A 19,446-nucleotide genomic window follows, 5' to 3' on the forward strand; every position below is an offset into this window, starting at 1 on the left:
GGCGTCTCCGAGGCGGTTCCCGCGCGCCGCCGCGAGGCTCCTGGCCTGCCGCGCTGTTCGAATCGGTGCCGCAGATGGGGCGTTCTCCACAGATCCGGGAAGAATTTTCCCTCCACAGCCTGGGGATCCAAAAGTTGTCCATACTGCTTCCACAGGCACGCCCGCCGATACTCCATCAGGCCAGCTCAGGGGCCTGGGGATTTGTGGTCAAGAATGATCCACAGGCTGTGGACAAGTTTTCCGTCCACAGGGCGCGCTCCCGGTTGTCCACCGGCGGCCCACAGGCCGACGGCTGTTTTCCCCAGAAGGAGCAGGCTTCTCCACACCGCTGTCCACTGTTCGGCAACACAACACCCGCGTTCACCGCCCCGAGTGAAAGGCGTCACACCAAGAGGGTCGGTTGGGCTGTGGGGAAGGTGGGTAAAGCTGGGGACAGACCTGGGGAGAAACCGCCCTCCCCTGTGCATCGGTTGTGCAGAACTTTCGGGTGTCCACAGAAACCCCGGGTTGTCCACCGGTGCCGCCCACAGGGCCGGTGGATAAAAAACAGGGCCTGACCTGGGAAAACGACGTTATCCACGGTTTCCACAGGCCCTACTACTACTGCCACCTATAGTTAGCCCGGAATCCGCTTCGAAGTGGGGCCTGTGCACAACTCGGCGCCGGAGCTCTCCGAGCCTCTTGTCGCGACTTGACCCCGAGCAGCACCGAGTGTCGGTGCCGTACGTCAGACTGGTCCCCGGCGTCCTCCCCCCGTCATCGGCGGAGCGACCCGACCAGACGACGAAGGCCAGCAGGGCGAGCGAGCAAAAGCAGGAGGCGGTTTCCGGTGAAGATCCGGGTGGAGCGCGATGTACTCGCGGAGGCTGTGGCCTGGGTGGCCCGTAGCCTCCCGGCCCGTCCGCCGGCGCCCGTTCTCGCGGGCCTTCTGCTGAAGGCTGAGGACGGGGCCCTCAGCTTCTCGAGCTTCGACTACGAGGTCTCGGCCCGTGTCTCGGTGGACGCCGAGATCGAGGAGGACGGCACGGTCCTCGTCTCCGGGCGGCTGCTCGCCGACATCTGCCGCGCCCTGCCCAACCGTCCGGTGGAGATTTCCACAGACGGTGTACGGGCGACCGTGGCCTGCGGCTCCTCGCGATTCACACTCCACACCCTGCCTGTGGAGGAGTACCCCGCACTCCCGCAGATGCCGACCGCGACCGGCACGGTCCCCGGGGAGGTCTTCGCCTCGGCCGCCGCCCAGGTCGCCATCGCCGCCGGCCGCGACGACACGCTGCCCGTGCTGACCGGTGTGCGCATCGAGATCGAGGGCGACACCGTCACCCTCGCCTCCACCGACCGCTACCGCTTCGCGGTCCGCGAGTTCCTCTGGAAGCCGGAGAACGCCGACGCATCCGCCGTCGCGCTGGTGCCAGCCAAGACGCTGCTGGACACCGCCAAGGCGCTGACCAGCGGTGACACGGTCACCCTGGCGCTGTCGGGCTCCGGCGCCGGTGAAGGCCTCATCGGCTTCGAGGGCGCGGGCCGCCGCACGACCACCCGACTGCTCGAAGGCGACCTGCCGAAGTACCGGACGCTGTTCCCCACCGAGTTCAACTCGGTCGCGGTCATCGAGACGGCCCCCTTCGTCGAGGCCGTCAAGCGCGTCGCCCTGGTGGCCGAGCGCAACACCCCGGTCCGGCTGACCTTCGAGCAGGGCGTGCTGATCCTGGAGGCCGGCTCCAGCGACGACGCACAGGCTGTGGAGCGCGTCGACGCCGTGCTGGAGGGCGACGACATCTCGATCGCCTTCAACCCGACCTTCCTGCTCGACGGCCTGAGCGCCATCGACTCGCCGGTCGCCCAGCTCTCGTTCACGACGTCCACCAAGCCCGCGCTGCTCAGCGGCCGGCCGGCCGTGGACGCCGAGGCGGACGACGCGTACAAGTACCTGATCATGCCGGTCCGCCTCTCGGGCTGATCCGGCCACCGGCCCTGCCCCGGCAGGGCCCGTCGGGCACGTTCAGCGCCGAGCATGCCCGTCGTCCTGTCCCCGGCCGGGCGTAGGCTCGGTCCTGGGTACGAATCGGCACAACGCTAAAGGAATCTCTGATGGAGCTCGGTCTCGTCGGCCTCGGCAAGATGGGCGGCAACATGCGCGAGCGCATCCGCCGCGCAGGCCACACCGTCATCGGTTACGACCGCAACCCGGATGTCGCCGATGTCCACAGCCTCGAAGAGCTTGTGGGCAAGCTGAAGGGCCCCCGGGTCGTCTGGGTGATGGTCCCGGCGGGTGCCGCGACCCAGTCGACGATCGACGAGCTGGCCGAGCTGCTCTCGCCCGGCGACATCGTCGTGGACGGCGGGAACTCCCGCTGGACCGACGACGAGAAGCACGCGGTCGAGCTGGGCATCAAGGGCATCGGCTTCGTCGACTGCGGCGTCTCCGGCGGTGTCTGGGGCCTGGAGAACGGCTACGCGCTGATGTACGGCGGCGACCCCGAGCACGTCGCGAAGGTCCAGCCGGTCTTCGACGCCCTGAAGCCCGAGGGCGACTTCGGCTCCGTCCACGCGGGCAAGGTCGGCGCCGGCCACTTCGCGAAGATGGTCCACAACGGCATCGAGTACGCCATGATGCAGGCCTACGCCGAGGGCTGGGAGCTCCTGGAGAAGGTCGACTCCGTCACGGACGTGCGCGAGGTCTTCCGCTCCTGGCAGGAGGGCACGGTCATCCGTTCCTGGCTGCTGGACCTGGCGGTCAACGCGCTGGACGACGACGAGCACCTCGACAAGCTCCGCGGCTTCGCCGCCGACTCGGGCGAGGGCCGCTGGACGGTGGAGGCCGCGATCGACAACGCGGTGCCGCTGCCCGCCATCACCGCGTCGCTCTTCGCGCGCTTCGCCTCGCGCCAGGACGACTCCCCGCAGATGAAGATGATCGCCGCGCTGCGCAACCAGTTCGGCGGTCACGCGGTCGAGAACAAGAAGTAACCGCAACGAGGCGCGGGACGGCACAGGCTGTCCGTCCCGCCCTACGGAGCACGGAGCAGGAAGCCGGGAAGGTCGGCGCACATCATGCACGTCACGCATCTGTCGCTGGCCGACTTCCGCTCGTACGCCCGGGTCGAGGTGCCTCTCGACCCGGGCGTCACCGCGTTCGTGGGGGCCAACGGCCAGGGCAAGACCAATCTGGTCGAGGCCGTCGGCTATCTCTCGACGCTGGGCAGCCACCGCGTCTCCTCGGACGCGCCGCTGGTGCGCATGGGCGCCGAGCGGGCCGTCATCAGGGCCGCGGTCACCCAGGGCGAGCGCTCGCAGCTGATCGAGCTCGAACTCAACCCGGGCAAGGCCAACCGTGCCCGCATCAACCGATCGTCGCAGGTCAGACCGCGTGACGTGCTGGGCATCGTCCGGACGGTGCTGTTCGCGCCGGAGGACCTGGCCCTGGTGAAGGGCGATCCCGGCGAGCGCCGGCGCTTCCTGGACGAGCTGGTCACGGCGCGCTCGCCGCGGATGGCCGGGGTGCGGTCCGACTACGAGCGGGTGCTCAAGCAGCGGAACACACTGCTGAAGTCGGCCGCGATGGCGCGCCGGCACGGCGGCCGCTCCATGGACCTGTCGACGCTCGACGTCTGGGACCAGCATCTGGGCCGGGTGGGCGCCGAGCTGCTGGCGCAGCGGCTGGATCTGATCGCGACGCTTCAGCCGCTGGCCGACAAGGCGTACGCCGACGTGGCGCCGGGCGGCGGTCCGGTGACGCTGGAGTACCGCAGCTCGGTCGGTGCGGGGGTGGAGCCCGCGCGGACCCGCGGGGAGCTGTACGCGCAGCTGATCGAGGCGCTGGCCGAGGTGCGCAAGCAGGAGATCGAGCGCGGCGTGACGCTGGTCGGCCCGCACCGCGACGACCTGGTGCTGGGCCTGCGCGGGATGCCCGCGAAGGGGTACGCGAGCCACGGCGAGTCCTGGTCGTACGCGCTGGCGCTGCGGCTGGCCTCGTACGACCTGCTGCGCAGCGAGGGCAACGAACCCGTGCTGGTGCTCGACGACGTCTTCGCGGAGCTGGACGCGCGGCGCCGGGAGCGGCTGGCCGAGCTGGTGGCGCCGGGCGAGCAGGTGCTCGTGACGGCGGCGGTGGACGACGATGTGCCCGGGGTGCTGGCGGGGACGCGGTATGCGGTGTCGGCGGGCGAGGTGACGCGGCTGTGAGCGGCGACGCGGCCGGTGCGGAGCCGTCCGGGGACCGGGCGAAGCCGCCGGAGCCCTCGGGCGTGGACCTGGCGCGGGTGGCCCTGCGCGCGGCGAAGGAGCAGGCCCGGGCGCGCGGCGCTGCGGCGCAGCAGAAGAAACAGGCCAGAAGGGGCGGCGGGCTGCGCTCCGGGGCCCGCGCCGACGGCCGCGATCCGCTGCCGCTGGGGGCGGCGATCAACCGTCTGATCACCGAGCGCGGCTGGGAGACGCCGGCTGCGGTGGGCGGGGTGATGGGCCGCTGGCCGCAGATCGTGGGTGACGATCTCGCCAATCACTGTGTGCCGCTGCGTTACGACGAGGATCCGGACGAGCGGGTTCTGACCGTGCAGTGCGATTCGACGGCGTGGGCGACGCAGCTGAGGCTGCTGGCTCCGCAGCTGGTGGCCCGGCTCAACGCGGATCTGGGGCACGGCACCGTACGGCTGATCAAGGTGCTGGGGCCGGGCGGCCCGCAGCGCAGGTTCGGGCCGCTGCGGGCCCCGGGGAGTACGGGCCCCGGCGACACCTATGGCTGACCTGCTCTGACCTGGGCTTTCACCGCGCGCGGCGCGGTCCGGTGGTGCGCCCGGGAACCCGTGGGGCGCAGGTGCGTGGTGGTGGAAACCATCGGCCGGGGTACGGGCGTCCCTCACCGTAGCGGGAGGCTGACAGGCCGAAGCGCTCAATGCCCGCGTGAGCCTCTTGAGGCCCCTTCCCGAATATGGGGAGTCGTCAGGCGCTCATTCAGGGCGGCACATGCGGACTCAGGTACCGGCAAACCCCCATTCGGGTCGGCGCTACCGGTAGACTGGTGGACAATCCCGCGTCCGTGCGGGATTCGTCGATACAAGCCGAACGACGCAGCCGCTCCCGCCTGTCCGGAGAACGGCCTGTGCTGTGCCAGAAAGGGCGCTTCGTGGCCGATTCCGGCAACCCCAACGAGAACATTCCGTCCACCCCGGGTGAGAGCAGCGCTGCTCCCGCCCCGGGCGAGGTGACCGCGTCCTACGACGCCAGTGCGATCACCGTGCTCGAGGGACTGGACGCGGTCCGCAAGCGACCTGGCATGTACATCGGCTCGACCGGTGAGCGCGGTCTCCACCACCTCGTGCAAGAGGTTGTCGACAACTCGGTCGACGAGGCCATGGCCGGGCACGCGGACACCATCGACGTCACGATCCTCGCCGACGGCGGGGTGCGTGTGATCGACAACGGCCGTGGCATCCCGGTCGGCATCGTGCCGTCCGAGGGCAAGCCGGCCGTCGAGGTCGTCCTCACCGTGCTGCACGCCGGCGGCAAGTTCGGAGGAGGTGGCTACGCGGTCTCCGGCGGTCTGCACGGCGTCGGTGTCTCCGTGGTCAACGCCCTGTCCACGCGGGTCGCCGTCGAGGTCAAGACGGACGGCTACCGCTGGACCCAGGACTACAAGTTCGGCGTCCCGACCGCCCCGCTGGCCCGTAACGAGGCCACCGACGAGACGGGTACGTCGGTCACCTTCTGGGCCGACGGCGACATCTTCGAGACGACCGAGTACTCCTTCGAGACCCTCGCGCGGCGCTTCCAGGAGATGGCCTTCCTCAACAAGGGCCTCACCCTCAAGCTGACGGACGAGCGCGAGTCGGCGAAGGCGACGGCCGGTGCGGACAGCGCCGAGGCGGTGGACGTCCCCGAGGAGGAGACGACGCGCTCGGTCACGTACCACTACGAGAACGGCATCGTCGACTTCGTCAAGTACCTCAACTCCCGCAAGGGCGATGTCATCCACCAGTCGGTGATCGACATCGAGGCCGAGGACAAGGACCGCCTCCTCTCGGCCGAGATCGCGATGCAGTGGAACACGCAGTACAGCGAGGGTGTCTACTCCTTCGCCAACGCGATCCACACGCACGAGGGCGGTGCGCACGAGGAGGGCTTCCGTGCGGCGCTGACCTCGCTGGTCAACCGGTACGCGCGCGACAAGAAGCTGCTGCGCGAGAAGGACGACAACCTCACCGGTGAGGACGTCCGCGAGGGTCTGACGGCGATCATCTCGGTGAAGCTGGGCGAGCCGCAGTTCGAGGGCCAGACGAAGACCAAGCTGGGCAACACGGAGGCCAAGACCTTCGTGCAGAAGGTCGTCCACGAGCAGCTCACGGACTGGTTCGACCGGAATCCCAACGAGGCCGCCGACATCATCCGCAAGGGCATCGCCGCCTCGACCGCCCGCGTGGCGGCCCGCAAGGCGCGTGACCTGACCCGCCGCAAGGGGCTCCTGGAGAGCGCCTCGCTGCCGGGCAAGCTGAGCGACTGCCAGTCCAACGACCCGACGAAGTGCGAGATCTTCATCGTCGAGGGTGACTCCGCCGGTGGTTCGGCGAAGTCCGGCCGCAACCCGATGTACCAGGCCATCCTGCCGATCCGCGGCAAGATCCTGAACGTCGAGAAGGCCCGGATCGACAAGATCCTGCAGAACACCGAGGTCCAGGCGCTGATCTCGGCCTTCGGCACCGGGGTCCACGAGGACTTCGACATCGAGAAGCTCCGCTATCACAAGATCATTCTGATGGCGGACGCCGACGTCGACGGCCAGCACATCAACACCCTGCTGCTGACCTTCCTCTTCCGCTTCATGCGGCCGCTGGTCGAGGCCGGGCACGTGTACCTCTCGCGCCCGCCGCTCTACAAGATCAAGTGGGGCCGGGACGACTTCGAGTACGCGTACTCGGACCGCGAGCGCGACGCCCTGGTCGAGCTCGGCAAGCAGAGCGGCAAGCGGATCAAGGAAGACTCGATCCAGCGCTTCAAGGGTCTCGGCGAGATGAACGCCGAGGAGCTGCGGGTCACCACGATGGACGTCGACCACCGGGTGCTCGGCCAGGTCACGCTCGACGACGCGGCGCAGGCCGACGACCTGTTCTCGGTGCTGATGGGTGAGGACGTCGAGGCGCGGCGCTCGTTCATCCAGCGCAACGCCAAGGACGTCCGCTTCCTCGACATCTGAGTCGGCCGTACAAGCAAGCCGCAGCCGCAGCGCGAAAGGACTTTGACCAGCAATGGCCGACGAGAACACCCCTGTCCCCGTGACGCCCGAAGAGGTCCCGCCCGTCGAGGGCGTGGGCATGCGTGTCGAGCCCGTCGGGCTCGAGACGGAGATGCAGCGCTCCTACCTCGACTACGCGATGTCCGTCATCGTCTCGCGTGCCCTGCCCGACGTGCGGGACGGCCTCAAGCCCGTCCACCGCCGGGTGCTGTACGCGATGTACGACGGCGGCTACCGGCCCGAGAAGGGCTTCTACAAGTGCGCCCGCGTCGTCGGTGACGTCATGGGTACGTACCACCCGCACGGCGACTCCTCGATCTACGATGCCCTGGTCCGCCTGGCGCAGCACTGGTCGATGCGCATGCCGCTGGTGGACTCCAACGGCAACTTCGGTTCCCCGGGCAACGACCCGGCCGCCGCCATGCGGTACACCGAGTGCAAGATGATGCCGCTGTCCATGGAGATGGTCCGGGACATCGACGAGGAGACCGTCGACTTCCAGGACAACTACGACGGCCGCAACCAGGAGCCGACGGTCCTGCCGGCGCGCTTCCCGAACCTCCTGGTCAACGGTTCCGCGGGCATCGCGGTCGGTATGGCGACCAACATCCCGCCGCACAACCTCCGCGAGGTCGCGGCCGGTGCGCAGTGGTACCTGGAGCACCCGGAGGCCTCGCAGGAGGAGCTCCTGGACGCCCTGATCGAGCGGATCAAGGGTCCGGACTTCCCGACCGGCGCGCTCGTCGTGGGCCGCAAGGGCATCGAGGAGGCGTACCGCACGGGCCGCGGCTCGATCACGATGCGCGCGGTCGTGGCGGTCGAGGAGATCCAGAACCGCCAGTGCCTGGTGGTCACGGAGCTTCCGTACCAGACCAACCCCGACAACCTCGCGCAGAAGATCGCCGACCTGGTCAAGGACGGCAAGGTCGGCGGCATCGCCGACGTCCGCGACGAGACCTCCTCGCGGACCGGCCAGCGCCTGGTCGTCGTGCTGAAGCGGGACGCGGTCGCCAAGGTCGTCCTGAACAACCTGTACAAGCACACCGACCTGCAGACCAACTTCGGCGCCAACATGCTGGCGCTGGTGGACGGGGTGCCGCGCACCCTGTCGATCGACGCCTTCATCCGGCACTGGGTGACGCACCAGATCGAGGTCATCGTCCGGCGTACGCGGTTCCGGCTGCGCAAGGCCGAGGAGCGGGCGCACATCCTGCGCGGCCTGCTGAAGGCCCTGGACGCCATCGACGAGGTCATCGCCCTCATCCGGCGCAGCCAGACCGTCGAGGTCGCGCGCGAGGGCCTGATGGGCCTGCTGGAGATCGACGAGATCCAGGCCAACGCGATCCTGGAGATGCAGCTGCGCCGGCTGGCCGCGCTGGAGCACCAGAAGATCACCGCCGAGCACGACGAGCTCCAGGCGAAGATCAACGAGTACAACGCGATCCTGGCGTCGACGGAGCGCCAGCGGCAGATCGTCAGCGAGGAGCTGGCCGCGATCGTCGACAAGTTCGGCGACGACCGGCGCTCCAAGCTGGTGCCCTTCGACGGCGACATGTCCATCGAGGACCTGATCGCCGAGGAGGACATCGTCGTCACGATCTCCCGCGGCGGCTATGTGAAGCGCACCAAGACGGACGACTACCGCTCGCAGAAGCGCGGCGGCAAGGGCGTGCGCGGTACGAAGCTGAAGGAAGACGACATCGTCGACCACTTCTTCGTCTCGACGACGCACCACTGGCTGCTGTTCTTCACCAACAAGGGCCGCGTCTACCGGGCCAAGGCGTACGAGCTGCCGGACGCCGGCCGGGACGCGCGCGGTCAGCACGTCGCCAACCTGCTGGCCTTCCAGCCGGACGAGCAGATCGCGCAGATCCTGGCGATCCGCGACTACGACGCCGCGCCCTATCTGATCCTGGCCACCAAGGGCGGTCTGGTGAAGAAGACCGCGCTGAAGGACTACGACTCGCCCCGCTCGGGCGGTGTCATCGCGATCAACCTGCGCGAGACGGCCGACGGGTCCGACGACGAGCTGATCGGCGCGGAGCTGGTGTCGTCCGAGGACGATCTGCTGCTCATCAGCAAGAAGGCCCAGTCGATCAGGTTCACCGCGACGGACGACGCGCTGCGGCCGATGGGCCGTGCCACCTCGGGCGTCAAGGGCATGAGTTTCCGCGAGGGAGACGAACTGCTCTCGATGAATGTCGTCAGGCCCGGTACTTTCGTGTTCACTGCGACTGACGGCGGGTACGCGAAGCGGACCCCGGTCGACGAGTACCGCGTCCAGGGCCGCGGCGGTCTGGGCATCAAGGCCGCCAAGATCGTGGAGGACCGGGGCTCGCTGGTCGGTGCGCTGGTGGTCGAGGAGACGGACGAGATTCTCGCCATCACGCTCGGCGGTGGTGTGATTCGTACGCGAGTCAACGAAGTCAGGGAGACGGGCCGTGACACCATGGGCGTCCAACTGATCAACCTGGGCAAGCGCGACGCCGTTGTCGGTATCGCTCGCAACGCCGAGGCTGGTCGCGAGGCCGAGGAGGTCGACGGTCCCGTCGACGCCGACGCCGAAGGCGAGACGACCGGGGCAGTGAACGCGGAGGCCACCACGGCCGACGCCGCTGCCGGGAACGCCGGCGAGGGCACCACGTCCTCGACCGGGGAGCACGAGGAGTAGAGCGTGAGTGGAGCCACGGGCGCCGGTTCGGCCGCTTCCGGAGCCGGCGCGAACGGCGCCCGTGGCCCTGCCACGGACTCCCAAGGGGGCACTGTGACGGATACCCGGGGCCCTCAGCCCCAGTACGAGGGTTACGCGACCGGGCCGTTGCCCGGTGAGCGGGAACCCGCACCGGGCCAGGCGGGGCCGTACCACCCGCCGCAGGCCTACCCCTCGCCCCCGGGCGGGACACAGGGCGGCGGGCGGCCCCGCGGGCCGCAGCAGGGCGGTGTGCCGGGCGTGGGCCCGGCGCAGGCGACCCGCAAGCCCCGGACGGGTGCGCGGACCACTCCGCGTACGCGGAAGGCGCGTCTGCGCGTCGCCAAGGCCGATCCGTGGTCGGTGATGAAGGTCAGCTTCCTGCTGTCCATCGCGCTCGGCATCTGCACGGTGGTGGCGTCGGCGGTCCTGTGGATGGTGATGGACGCGATGGGCGTCTTCTCCACCGTGGGCGGCACCATCAGCGAGGCGACCGGTTCCAACGAGGGCAACGGCTTCGATCTGCAGTCGTTCCTGTCGCTGCCGAGGGTCCTCGTCTTCACCTCGGTCATCGCGGTGATCGACGTGGTGCTGGCCACCGCGCTGGCGACGCTGGGCGCGTTCATCTACAACCTGTCGGCGGGCTTCGTGGGCGGTGTCGAGCTCACGCTGGCCGAGGACGAGTAGCGACGCGGGTATCGATTTTGGGACTGGCCACGACGTGCGCTAATCTTCAGAAGTCAGCGCACAGCGCGGCGGGGCTATAGCTCAGTTGGTTAGAGCGCATCCCTGATAAGGATGAGGCCACAGGTTCAAATCCTGTTAGCCCCACAGCATGAAGATGAAGGCCCCTCACCGGAGACGGTGGGGGGCCTTCGTCGTGTCAGCCCCGGCTCGGGCGGGCGATGCCCCGGCGCCGGCCGCGCAGGGCCTCCAGGAGCGCTCCGAGGGCGAACGACTGGATCAGTGCGCTGATGACGATCCCGCAGACCAGGGGCCACAGGGGCGCGTCCATGCCCCACACGGCGCCGGTGGCCCCCGCCGCCAGCAGGGAGACCGGGGCGGTGAGAAGGAACGGCCAGATCCCGACGATGCCGGGGTCCGAGAGCAGCGCGGCGGCCACCTCGAACACGACGGACGCACCGACGAGTCCGAGATAGACGGCGGAAGCGGTATTGGTGACGGTCAGACGCAGCAGGGTGCGCGCGTTCATCGATTCCCCCCGAGGAGCCGAAGTAGTGGTGCGCCCATGCTGCGGGCGCGGCGGTGGCTCCGGCGTGAGTACCGGTACTCACTTCGCACGGGAGGCGCACGGAAAAGCCCCCGTCCGGTGTGAACCGGCCCGGGGGCTCTGGGTGTCAGGTGCGGCGCTCTCAGGGTGGGAGGAGGGACGCGTCCCCCGCCGGGGCTCCGTGCGAGGCGCGGGCGGTGCTGGTGGTGTTCGCGGTGTCCGTGGTGTCGGCGGACAGATGGCGGGTGGCGGGTGAGGAGCCGTGTGCCTCGGCGCGGATGCGCTGCTTCATCGTGGGTGGCAGCGACCGGTCACGCGGAAGGGTCCATCGCACCGACGGGGTGGTCGCGGTTGCCGCGGTCGCACCCGTGTGCTTCTGGTTCGTGGCCGCCGGCTCCGTGACCGCGGATTCCGTGGCGGCGGCGGTGGAGGCCGCGAGGCCCAGCGACGCGAGAAGTGCGAAGAACGCGGTGATGAAGGCGGTCCAGATGCTCTTGGCCCTGAAGGTGCTCATGGCCCCTCACTTTCGGGTGGTCCGGTTTGCTTACCTTTCCGATGATGTGGATCCGGGCCGCGATTTCGGGGAGCGACGCCACCGATGCGCCGATCTTCAGATGAACACCACTCGTATGGTGCAACCGGCCTCGACGGGTGGTGTGCGGGGTGCCGCGAAGGGCCCTTCGCGGGAGGGTCGCCGGGCATGCACATTTCTCCGACGATCGCTTTTCGGGAGGCGCCAGTTGGGTTGCGGGGAGGTCACCGGTCGATATCGGCCGGTGTGTATAGTCGGGCGGCAGAAGTCCCCTACGCCAACGAAAGACGAGGTCGCGCGGTGAAGAAGCTTCTCCTGGTCGCACTGGCCGCCATCGGCGGGCTCCTCGTGTACCGCCAGATCCAGGCGGATCGCGCCGAGCAGGATCTGTGGACGGAGGCGACCGACTCCGTGCCCGCAGGTTCGGGTGTGTGAGACGTAACAGCCTGTCGGAGCCCCGGTCGCGGATGCGGCCGGGGCTCCGTGCTGTTGCGGGACCGTGACACCTGTGCTCTTGAGTTCACTCAAGCAAATCAATACGTTGCTTGAGCAAAGGAGCCGGGGTTTCGGTCGAGGGGGCACGGGTGAGGGCAGGCATGCGCCGGCGCGGTGTGCGGGCGGGGATGTTGATCGGCGGGGCGCTCTGCGCCCTGGTGGCGGGGGTGCTGCCGGCCGTGGCGGAGCCGCCCGGGGGTGCGGCGGCACAAGAGGCCGTCCGGGGTGACGGACACAGCAGCCTGGTCATGGTGCTGGACTCCTCGGGCTCCATGGGGGACGACGACGGCACCGGGCGGACCCGGATGGAGAGCGCCCGTACGGCCGTCGGCACCGTGGTGGACGCGCTCCCCGACGGCCATCCGACCGGCCTGCGCGTGTACGGCGCCGACCGTCCCCGGGGATGCACGGACACCCGGCTCGTCCGTCCGGTGCGGCCGCTGGACCGGGCCGCGCTGAAGGAGGCCGTCGCGGGCGTGGAGCCCAAGGGGGACACCCCCATCGGGCTGTCGCTGCGAAAGGCGGCGCAGGACCTGCCGAAGCCCGAGGGCGGCGCCATCGGGACGCGCACGATCCTGCTGATCTCCGACGGCGAGGACAACTGCGGTACGCCGCCGCCCTGCGAGGTCGCCGAGCAGCTCGGCAAGGAGGGGGTCGGGCTGCGGATCGACACCGTCGGCTTCCAGGTGAAGGGCGCGGCCCGCGAACAGCTCGCATGCATCGCGAACGCGGGCAACGGACGTTACTACGACGCCCCCGACGCCGAGGCGCTCGCCCGCCAGCTCCAGCGCGCCGCCCAGCTGTCCGCCGACGGCTACCGGCTGCGGGGCGAGCGGGTGACGGGCGCGGCCACGTCCGACCGGGCGCCCGTGATCGCGCCCGGCCAGTACCTGGACACCATCGGCCCGGGTGAGAAGCGGTACTACGCGGCCGATCTGGACGACGCCTCCACGGTGGACTTCGCGGCGACGGCGGTCCCCCAACCCGGCGCCGCCGTCGACTCGTTCGACGCGCTGACCACCAGGATCGAGCGCGCCGACGACGGCTTCTGCGCCACGGACACCGAGCGCTTCTCGCAGCGGGAGGGCGCGGTCCCGCTGACGGCGGCGGTCGCCCGCATCCCTTCGCAGCAGGGCACCCGCACCTGCGACCGGGCGGACCGCTACCTGCTGGTGGTGGAGCGCGACAGCAAGAAGGGCTCCGATGCAGCCCGTTGGCCCCTGGAGCTCGTGTACGGGGCCGAGAAGCCGCTGGACGCGGGCGTGCGGCCCGCCGCCTCGCAGGTGGAGTACGGCGACGGCGGCAAGGACGCCGCGCTGCCGACGGGCGATCCGCGCGAGGTCCGGGGCGGCACCGGGTTCAACGACGCCCGGGAGATCGGCCGGGGTGTCTGGCGCGACCGGATCCTGCCGTCCCAGACGCTCTGGTACAAGGTCCCGGCCGGCTGGGGCCAGCAGGTCTCCTACGGGGTGGAGTTCGCGAACGAACCCACGGTGGACCGCACCCACCGGACGTACTCCTACGGGGCGAGCCGGCTCTACACCCCGGCCCGCCATCCGCTCGGCGGGGGCGGCGAGTTCCACCCGCGCACGCTGTACGACGGCAGCCCTTCGGCGCTGAGGATGGGCGCCGTCCCGGTCTCCTGGACCAACCGCTACGAGAACCGGTCCGATGTCCAGCCGGTGCACGCCGGGGGCGCGTTCTACATTTCGGTCACGCTCGGCGCGCACGCCGCCGAGATCGCGGAGAATCCGCAGATCGGTGTGGTCCTGCGGGTCTCGGTGCTCGGTGAGGAACGCGCCGGTCCGCAGTACGGCGCGCCGGCGGCGGGAAAGCCGGGCGGGAGCGCGCACGGAGGCGCGGACGACAACGCGGACGACAAGGCGGGCGACAAGGACGATTCGCTCGCGGCCGCAGACAGCGGTGGTGCGGGAGGGGCAGGATGGACCGTCATTGCCGCCGCCGGTGCCGGGGCCGCCGTCATGGCCGCGGTACTGGCCGTGTTCGTATATGTACGCGGCCGTCGCGGGGCGGCCGCACGGATGACGAGGGGAAGCGCGTGATGAGGCAGCGCAGCAGGGGCCGGGTGACGCTGGCCGCGGCGGCGGCGATGTTCGCGGTGGCGGCGCTGCCGGGGCAGGCGCTGGCGGCGGACGGCGCCGTCCCGTACACCTTCGATCCGAAGGCCTCGGAGGTCAGCGGCGCGGAGCTCAACACCGATGCGCCGGAGCTGAGGGCGGGCTCGGTCCACAAGAGCTCGATCAAGGCCGGCGAGAAGCTCTACTACCGGCTGAACCTGGACGCGAAGACGAACGCGTACGTCTCGGCCGTCGTCGTGCCCGAGGACGGCGGCAAGGTGGCCTACGGGGACGGCGTCGAGGTCAGCATCCGGAGCAGTTCGGACCAGCAGTGCAGTTCGCGGGACGCCCGGTTCGGGTCGGCGGAGTACCCGCGGCCGATCGCCGCCTACGCCTCCCGGCTCATCAACGAGGACAACACCAGCTGCCAGGACGCCGGTACGTACTACTTCCTGGTCGAGCGCACGAGCAAGGAGACCTCCGGCAAGGGGGACTGGGACCTGGAGCTGCGCTACCTGTCGGAGCCGCAGGTCGCCAAGGCCGGCTCGCTGCCGACCGGGGCGCCGGAGGACTGGCCATCGGCCTCCCCGGCCCCGCCCTCGCCGGCCGCGGACAACCGCAGGCACGGCGGCACGAGTTACTACGACGCCACGAGCCTGGAGACCGGTGAGTGGAGGGACGAGATCGCGCCCGGTCAGACCCTCTTCTACCGGGTCCCGGTGGACTGGGGACAGCAGATCTTCGCCACCGCCCGCATGAGCAACACCACCGTTCCCGGTGCGGACACCTACGTCAGCAGCGCGCTGGCCATGGCGCTGGACAACCCGGCACAGGGCCACGTGGACAGCGTGTCCCCCCTGTCGTACTCGGGCAAGCCCGCCTCCGTCTCGCTGGATCCGCTGCCCCCGGTGGCGTACGAGAACAGGTTCGACTCCGACAGCAGTGTCAGCGCCATGCGCTTCGCGGGCTGGTACTACCTGTCGGTCACGCTGAACCCGGAGATCGGCAAGGCGTACGGGACGAAGCCGATGCCGCTGACCCTCGCGGTCAAGGTCGACGGGACGGCCGGGAAGTCGCCGTACGCGGGCGGCGCCGGGATCTTCGGCGTCACGCAGCACGACAAGGACATGGCCAGGAACGGGCAGAGCGGCCCGCAGGCGGCGGCCGACGAGAGCAGCACGATGAAGCTGGTCGCGGCCGCCGGCATCGGCGCGGGCACCGTGCTGGTGCTCTGGCTCGGCGTGTGGACGCTGATCGCCCGGCGCCGCGCGGCCGCCGTACCGAGCGGGCCCGTGGCGGGTGCCCAGCAGTATCCGTACGGAGGGCCGCCGCAGGCCTGGTAGCCGGCCGGGCTCAGGCCTGGGTCAGGGCCCAGATCCCGACGGCGAAGCAGATCAGCGCCACCAGCAGGACCGGGACCGCCACCTTCGGGGACGGTCCCGGCCGCGTACGCGGGGCGGGTACCGGCGCGAAGTGCTGCGGTCCACCCGGCGCGGGGCCGGAACCCTGGTGCTGCGGCGCGGTGTAGGGGCGCGTGTAGGCCTGCTCGTGCTGCACGGCGGCGGGCGCGGGCTGTGAGGGATCCGGTACGGGGCCGGGGTAGGAAGCCGCCTGGGGCGCCGCAGCCGGGTGCGGCGCCGGGGCGGCGGGGCGGAGCGCCTGGGTCGCGTGCGTGGAAGTGGGCGCGGGCGCGGGGCGCTCGGGCGGTGGCGGGAGGTGGAAGCTGCCCGTCTCCGACATCGACGCCGGGGGCGGGGTCTGCTGTCCGGGAAGCTGCCGCCCGGTGACCTGGCCCGTGATCTGCGGGTCCTCGGCCTTCGGGGCGGGCAGGGGGCCCTCGGGGCCGAACCCCTCGGGCAGCGGGCCGATCTGGTCGAAGACCTCGACCGGCTCCTCGTGGTCCTCGGGCTCGGGCAGCATCTCGGCCGCCGCCGTCAGGGCCTTGCGCGCGCCCGTGGCCGTACGGAAGCGGTCCTGCGGGTCCGGCTGCAGCAGGCCGGCGATGACCTGCCACAGCGGCTCGGGGATGCCCTCCGGGGCGCCGGGGGTGCCGTGCGCCGCGAAGTGCTCGATGAGCGCCTGGGAGTCGGGCTTGGTGCCCTGGAGCAGATACAGGGCGACGAGCCCGACGGCGAAGAGGTCGGCGGGAAAGTCCGGCTCCGCGCCCATCATCTGCTCGGGCGCGAAGTAACCCAGCGTTCCGACCACGTAGTTCGTCTCGGTGAGGCGCGGTTCGCCCTTGCGCATGGAGATCCCGAAGTCGGACAGCCGCAGGTGCGGCCGGCCCGTGCCGGTGGCCTCCATCAGGATGTTCGCCGGCTTGATGTCCCGGTGCACGACCCCCTCCGCGTGCACCGTCGAAAGACCGGACAGCAGCTGGTCGAGCAGCGTGCAGACGAACCGAGGGGGCAATGGGCCGTAGTCGCCTATGACATGGGCCAGCGAACCGCCGCTGACCAGGTCCATGGTGAACAGGACCTTGTCGTCGTCGGCGGCCCAGCTGGCGGGGGCGAGCACATGCGGATGCTCGATCCGCAGCGCCTGTTCGCGGACGAAGCGGAGCAACGTGTGCGCGTCGCTCTGCTGGAGGACCTTGGCCGCCACATAGCGGCGGCGCCGGTGGTCCCAGGCGCGCCAGACGGCACCGACCCCACCGCGTCCGATCGGATCGACCAGTTCGTACCGACCGGCGAAGACCTCACCCATGGTGCTGCGCTCGCTCCCCGTTCCTGTTTCGGCGTGCCCGGTCCCGGGCGGCCGGCCTAGCTCTGGTGGCCCTCGTAGTGCGCCACCGCGTCCGCGGTGCGCCCTGCGCCGTACACCCTGAGGAACTCTGCCAGTTCCGGGTGGGTCGGGGCGAGGGAGTCCGCGGCATCGATGATGTCACCGGCCGCCGCGACGGACCGCAGCAGTGACTGGATCTCCCGGACCACCCGGCGCACGGTGGGCGCTCCGCCGCTCGTGGTGGTCTGGCCGGTGCCGGAGAGCACGGAGCCGCCCTGGGACTTCTTGATCTCCTCCATGCGGTCCGTGGCCTCTCCCGCGCTGACGCTGCCGTCGGCGACCTGGCTGGCCAGTTCCTGGAGTGCCTGGACGCGCTGGACGACAGCCGGGTTGCCGATCTTCGCGCGCTGGCCGCTCATGAGCTGGGAGAGCATGGGAGCGGAGAGTCCGAGTGCCGCGGCGAGCCGCGCCTGGTTCAGGCCGAGATCATCGATCAGACGGCGGAAGAGCGCCCCCAACGGCTCCCCGTACCAACTGCGCTGAAGATCTCTGGCTCTGGCCGTCGCCTCTTGCTGAGCTGCATCCATTGCGTCTCCCCTTCGCTCTGGCTTCGCTGCTGCGAACCACGATCAGCATCTTACGGAGCGTGGTCGCCCACCGGGAGACCCATATTTTTGGAGGATTCAGGGGGTTACCCGCTACTCTGGTCCCCGGCAGTGGCCAGGACACCGAGGTGTCCGGTGCCGGCTGTTTTTCGGGGCCTTAGCTCAGTTGGTAGAGCGCTGCCTTTGCAAGGCAGATGTCAGGAGTTCGAATCTCCTAGGCTCCACAGCGCGAGAGGGCTCCCGACCGGCGGAAACGCGGGTCGGGAGCCCTCTTTTCTCGCTCTTGCCGGGGTTCAGCCGGCGGTGGCGCAGGCCCCCTCGTCGGCGGTGACCGTGACGGCCGCGTAGCCCGCCGCCTTCGCCCGGTGCCAGGCGTCCACATGGACGCAGAACGCGGCGTCGGTGCCCCGGGCGGTGACCGTGTAGTCGGCCTTCTCGGCTCCTCCGGCCCACGGGTCCGAGACCGGGACCGACGAAGCGGTGTCCACGGAGACGCCGTCCGACGGGCCGTCCGGCTGCGCCGCTATCCGCCGCTCGAGGATGTCCTCGAACATGAAGCTGCCCGGTCCGGACTGCGCGCCCCGGGACAGCTCCGCCGAGGCGCCGCGCACGGCCGACCGCAGCTCGCCCTCGTCCCAGCCGCCCTTGAACAGGTCCGGGTGGTACAGCCAGTACATGCCGCCCGCCGCGAACAGCAGCGAGCCGACGATCAGGGCCCGCCCGATCGGATTGTTCGGGTTGTAGACGTAGCGGTTGGTGCCCCAGCGGCTGCGTATGAAGACACGATCATCATCCATCCGCCCATTCTCCGTCGTGCGCCGGCGCTGATTCGCTGCTGATCCGGGACGGGCACCGTGGTCCGTGCCGGTCACCGGACCGGCGGCGAGCGAGAGGGAAGGGCCTGTCATGACACTGGGGATTCCAGGCTTCGACTACGGCCGGCTGCCGGGCGCGGACGGTGTCGAACTGAACGTCGCGGTGAGCGGGAGCGGCAGCCCGGTCGTGCTGCTGCACGGCTTTCCAGAGACCCATCTGATGTGGCGGCACGTCGCCCGGAACCTGGCTGCCGAGCACACGGTGATCGTTCCCGACCTGCGGGGATACGGGGCGAGCGACAAGCCGCCGGCCGTCGGCGAGGACGTGTACTCCAAGCGCGCCATGGCCGCCGACATCGTCGCGGTCGCCTCCCGGCTGGGCCACGGGCACTTCGCGCTGGCCGGTCACGACCGGGGTGCGCTGGTCGCCTTCCGGGCGGGGCTCGACCACCCGGAGACCGTCACGCACCTGGGCATCCTCGACGTCGTGCCGACCCTGGACATGTGGAACGTGCTGCGCGGGGTCTCCGCCGCGGTGGGCTACCACCTGTTCCTGATGGCGCAGCCCCCGGGACTGCCGGAGATCATGATCGCCAACAGCGCGGACGCGTTCTTCGGCTCGTTCCTCGACGCCTGGGCGAAGGACCCGGCGGCGATCCCGGACGAGGTGCGCGCCGAGTACCTGCGGGCGAGCGCGGGTGCGGTGGACTCGATCGTCGCCGACTACCGTGCCTCGGCCGGCATCGATGTGGCGCAGGACCGGGCGGACTTCGACGCCGGCTCGCAGTTCGCGATGCCCGTCACCGTGATCCAGCAGGACTGGGGCGCGCGGCTCGGCTACGACGCGGCCGGGGTGTGGCGGGCGTGGGCGCCCGACCTCGACCACCGTCTGACACGGGCGGGGCACTTCATGGCCGAGGAGGCCCCGGACGAGATCACGGCGGCGCTCCGGGAACTGCTGGCCCGCTGACACGGGCCGTGCGAGGTGCGGCGATGCGTGCGGCGCGGTCGAGACTGGGCACGGAACACCCTGTGTCCCCGAACCCCCGGAA

General features: G+C 70.2%; 16 protein-coding genes and 2 tRNA genes. 13 read left to right on the top strand and 5 right to left on the bottom strand.

Annotated elements, in window-relative coordinates; translation table 11 throughout:
* Positions 1-829: 829 nt before the first annotated feature.
* From dnaN to RLT58_RS18045, 8 genes are all read left to right on the top strand, one after another.
* Complete coding sequence (gene dnaN / locus RLT58_RS18010) at positions 830-1,960, top strand: DNA polymerase III subunit beta (protein WP_266786289.1); 1,131 nt, start codon at positions 830-832, stop codon at positions 1,958-1,960.
* Between the two features lie 131 nt (positions 1,961-2,091).
* Positions 2,092-2,970 carry a phosphogluconate dehydrogenase (NAD(+)-dependent, decarboxylating) gene (gene gnd, locus RLT58_RS18015; RefSeq protein WP_311311406.1) on the top strand — a complete coding sequence of 293 codons (879 nt, stop codon included), beginning with the start codon at positions 2,092-2,094 and terminating at the stop codon, positions 2,968-2,970.
* An 84-nt stretch (positions 2,971-3,054) separates the two neighbouring features.
* Entirely contained in the window at positions 3,055-4,185 is a 1,131-nt protein-coding gene (recF, locus tag RLT58_RS18020) for a DNA replication/repair protein RecF (RefSeq protein WP_311311407.1), read from the top strand.
* Positions 4,182-4,742 carry a DciA family protein gene (locus RLT58_RS18025; RefSeq protein WP_311311408.1) on the top strand — a complete coding sequence of 187 codons (561 nt, stop codon included), beginning with the start codon at positions 4,182-4,184 and terminating at the stop codon, positions 4,740-4,742. Before recF ends, RLT58_RS18025 begins: the two co-directional genes overlap by 4 nt.
* 356 nt (positions 4,743-5,098) lie before the next feature.
* Positions 5,099-7,186: a DNA topoisomerase (ATP-hydrolyzing) subunit B gene (gene gyrB, locus RLT58_RS18030; RefSeq protein ID WP_311311409.1), complete on the top strand. Its 2,088-nt coding sequence runs from the start codon at positions 5,099-5,101 to the stop codon at positions 7,184-7,186.
* 52 nt (positions 7,187-7,238) lie between these two features.
* Positions 7,239-9,896, top strand: coding sequence for a DNA gyrase subunit A (gyrA, locus tag RLT58_RS18035; RefSeq protein ID WP_311311410.1), 2,658 nt, complete (start codon positions 7,239-7,241; stop codon positions 9,894-9,896).
* A gap of 93 nt (positions 9,897-9,989) precedes the next feature.
* A complete protein-coding gene (locus RLT58_RS18040; RefSeq protein WP_311311411.1) occupies positions 9,990-10,601 on the top strand; it encodes a DUF3566 domain-containing protein in 612 nt (203 codons plus the stop codon).
* A 70-nt stretch (positions 10,602-10,671) separates the two neighbouring features.
* Positions 10,672-10,745 (top strand) — tRNA-Ile (locus RLT58_RS18045).
* Between the two features lie 52 nt (positions 10,746-10,797).
* Here the strand turns inward: RLT58_RS18045 and RLT58_RS18050 are convergent.
* Complete coding sequence (locus RLT58_RS18050; protein WP_311311412.1) at positions 10,798-11,127, bottom strand: SCO4225 family membrane protein; 330 nt, start codon at positions 11,125-11,127, stop codon at positions 10,798-10,800.
* 160 nt (positions 11,128-11,287) lie between these two features.
* The gene (locus RLT58_RS18055) at positions 11,288-11,659 is read right to left on the bottom strand and encodes a DUF6344 domain-containing protein (protein ID WP_311311413.1); all 372 of its coding nucleotides are present in this window, start codon (positions 11,657-11,659) and stop codon (positions 11,288-11,290) included.
* 318 nt (positions 11,660-11,977) lie between these two features.
* Here RLT58_RS18055 and RLT58_RS18060 point away from each other — a divergent pair, with 318 nt between their 5' ends.
* The 3 genes from RLT58_RS18060 to RLT58_RS18070 all read left to right on the top strand — a co-directional run bounded on the left by RLT58_RS18060 (position 11,978) and on the right by RLT58_RS18070 (position 15,593).
* The gene (locus RLT58_RS18060) at positions 11,978-12,112 is read left to right on the top strand and encodes a DLW-39 family protein (RefSeq protein ID WP_003958712.1); all 135 of its coding nucleotides are present in this window, start codon (positions 11,978-11,980) and stop codon (positions 12,110-12,112) included.
* Positions 12,113-12,300: 188 nt separating this feature from the next.
* Entirely contained in the window at positions 12,301-14,235 is a 1,935-nt protein-coding gene (locus RLT58_RS18065; protein ID WP_311314548.1) for a vWA domain-containing protein, read from the top strand.
* Positions 14,235-15,593 (top strand): hypothetical protein, encoded by a 1,359-nt coding sequence (locus RLT58_RS18070; RefSeq protein ID WP_311311414.1) that lies wholly within the window; start codon positions 14,235-14,237, stop codon positions 15,591-15,593. The genes RLT58_RS18065 and RLT58_RS18070 overlap by 1 nt, the downstream gene beginning before the upstream one ends.
* Before the next feature lie 10 nt (positions 15,594-15,603).
* Here RLT58_RS18070 and RLT58_RS18075 read toward each other — a convergent pair whose 3' ends face one another.
* A complete protein-coding gene (locus RLT58_RS18075) occupies positions 15,604-16,956 on the bottom strand; it encodes a serine/threonine protein kinase (protein WP_311311415.1) in 1,353 nt (450 codons plus the stop codon).
* Positions 16,957-17,012: 56 nt separating this feature from the next.
* Entirely contained in the window at positions 17,013-17,561 is a 549-nt protein-coding gene (locus tag RLT58_RS18080) for a helix-turn-helix transcriptional regulator (protein ID WP_311311416.1), read from the bottom strand.
* Positions 17,562-17,730: 169 nt separating this feature from the next.
* On the opposite strand from RLT58_RS18080, the gene RLT58_RS18085 reads away from it, so the two are divergent.
* A tRNA-Ala gene (locus tag RLT58_RS18085) sits at positions 17,731-17,803 on the top strand.
* Positions 17,804-17,872: 69 nt separating this feature from the next.
* Here the strand turns inward: RLT58_RS18085 and RLT58_RS18090 are convergent.
* Positions 17,873-18,376, bottom strand: a complete 504-nt coding sequence (locus RLT58_RS18090; protein WP_311311417.1) for a hypothetical protein — start codon at positions 18,374-18,376, stop codon at positions 17,873-17,875.
* Positions 18,377-18,485: 109 nt separating this feature from the next.
* Between RLT58_RS18090 and RLT58_RS18095 the strand changes: the two genes are divergently transcribed.
* Positions 18,486-19,364 carry an alpha/beta fold hydrolase gene (locus RLT58_RS18095; protein ID WP_311311418.1) on the top strand — a complete coding sequence of 293 codons (879 nt, stop codon included), beginning with the start codon at positions 18,486-18,488 and terminating at the stop codon, positions 19,362-19,364.
* Positions 19,365-19,446 lie beyond the last annotated feature (82 nt).

Source organism: Streptomyces sp. ITFR-16, from assembly GCF_031844705.1.
Lineage (GTDB): Bacteria > Actinomycetota > Actinomycetes > Streptomycetales > Streptomycetaceae > Streptomyces.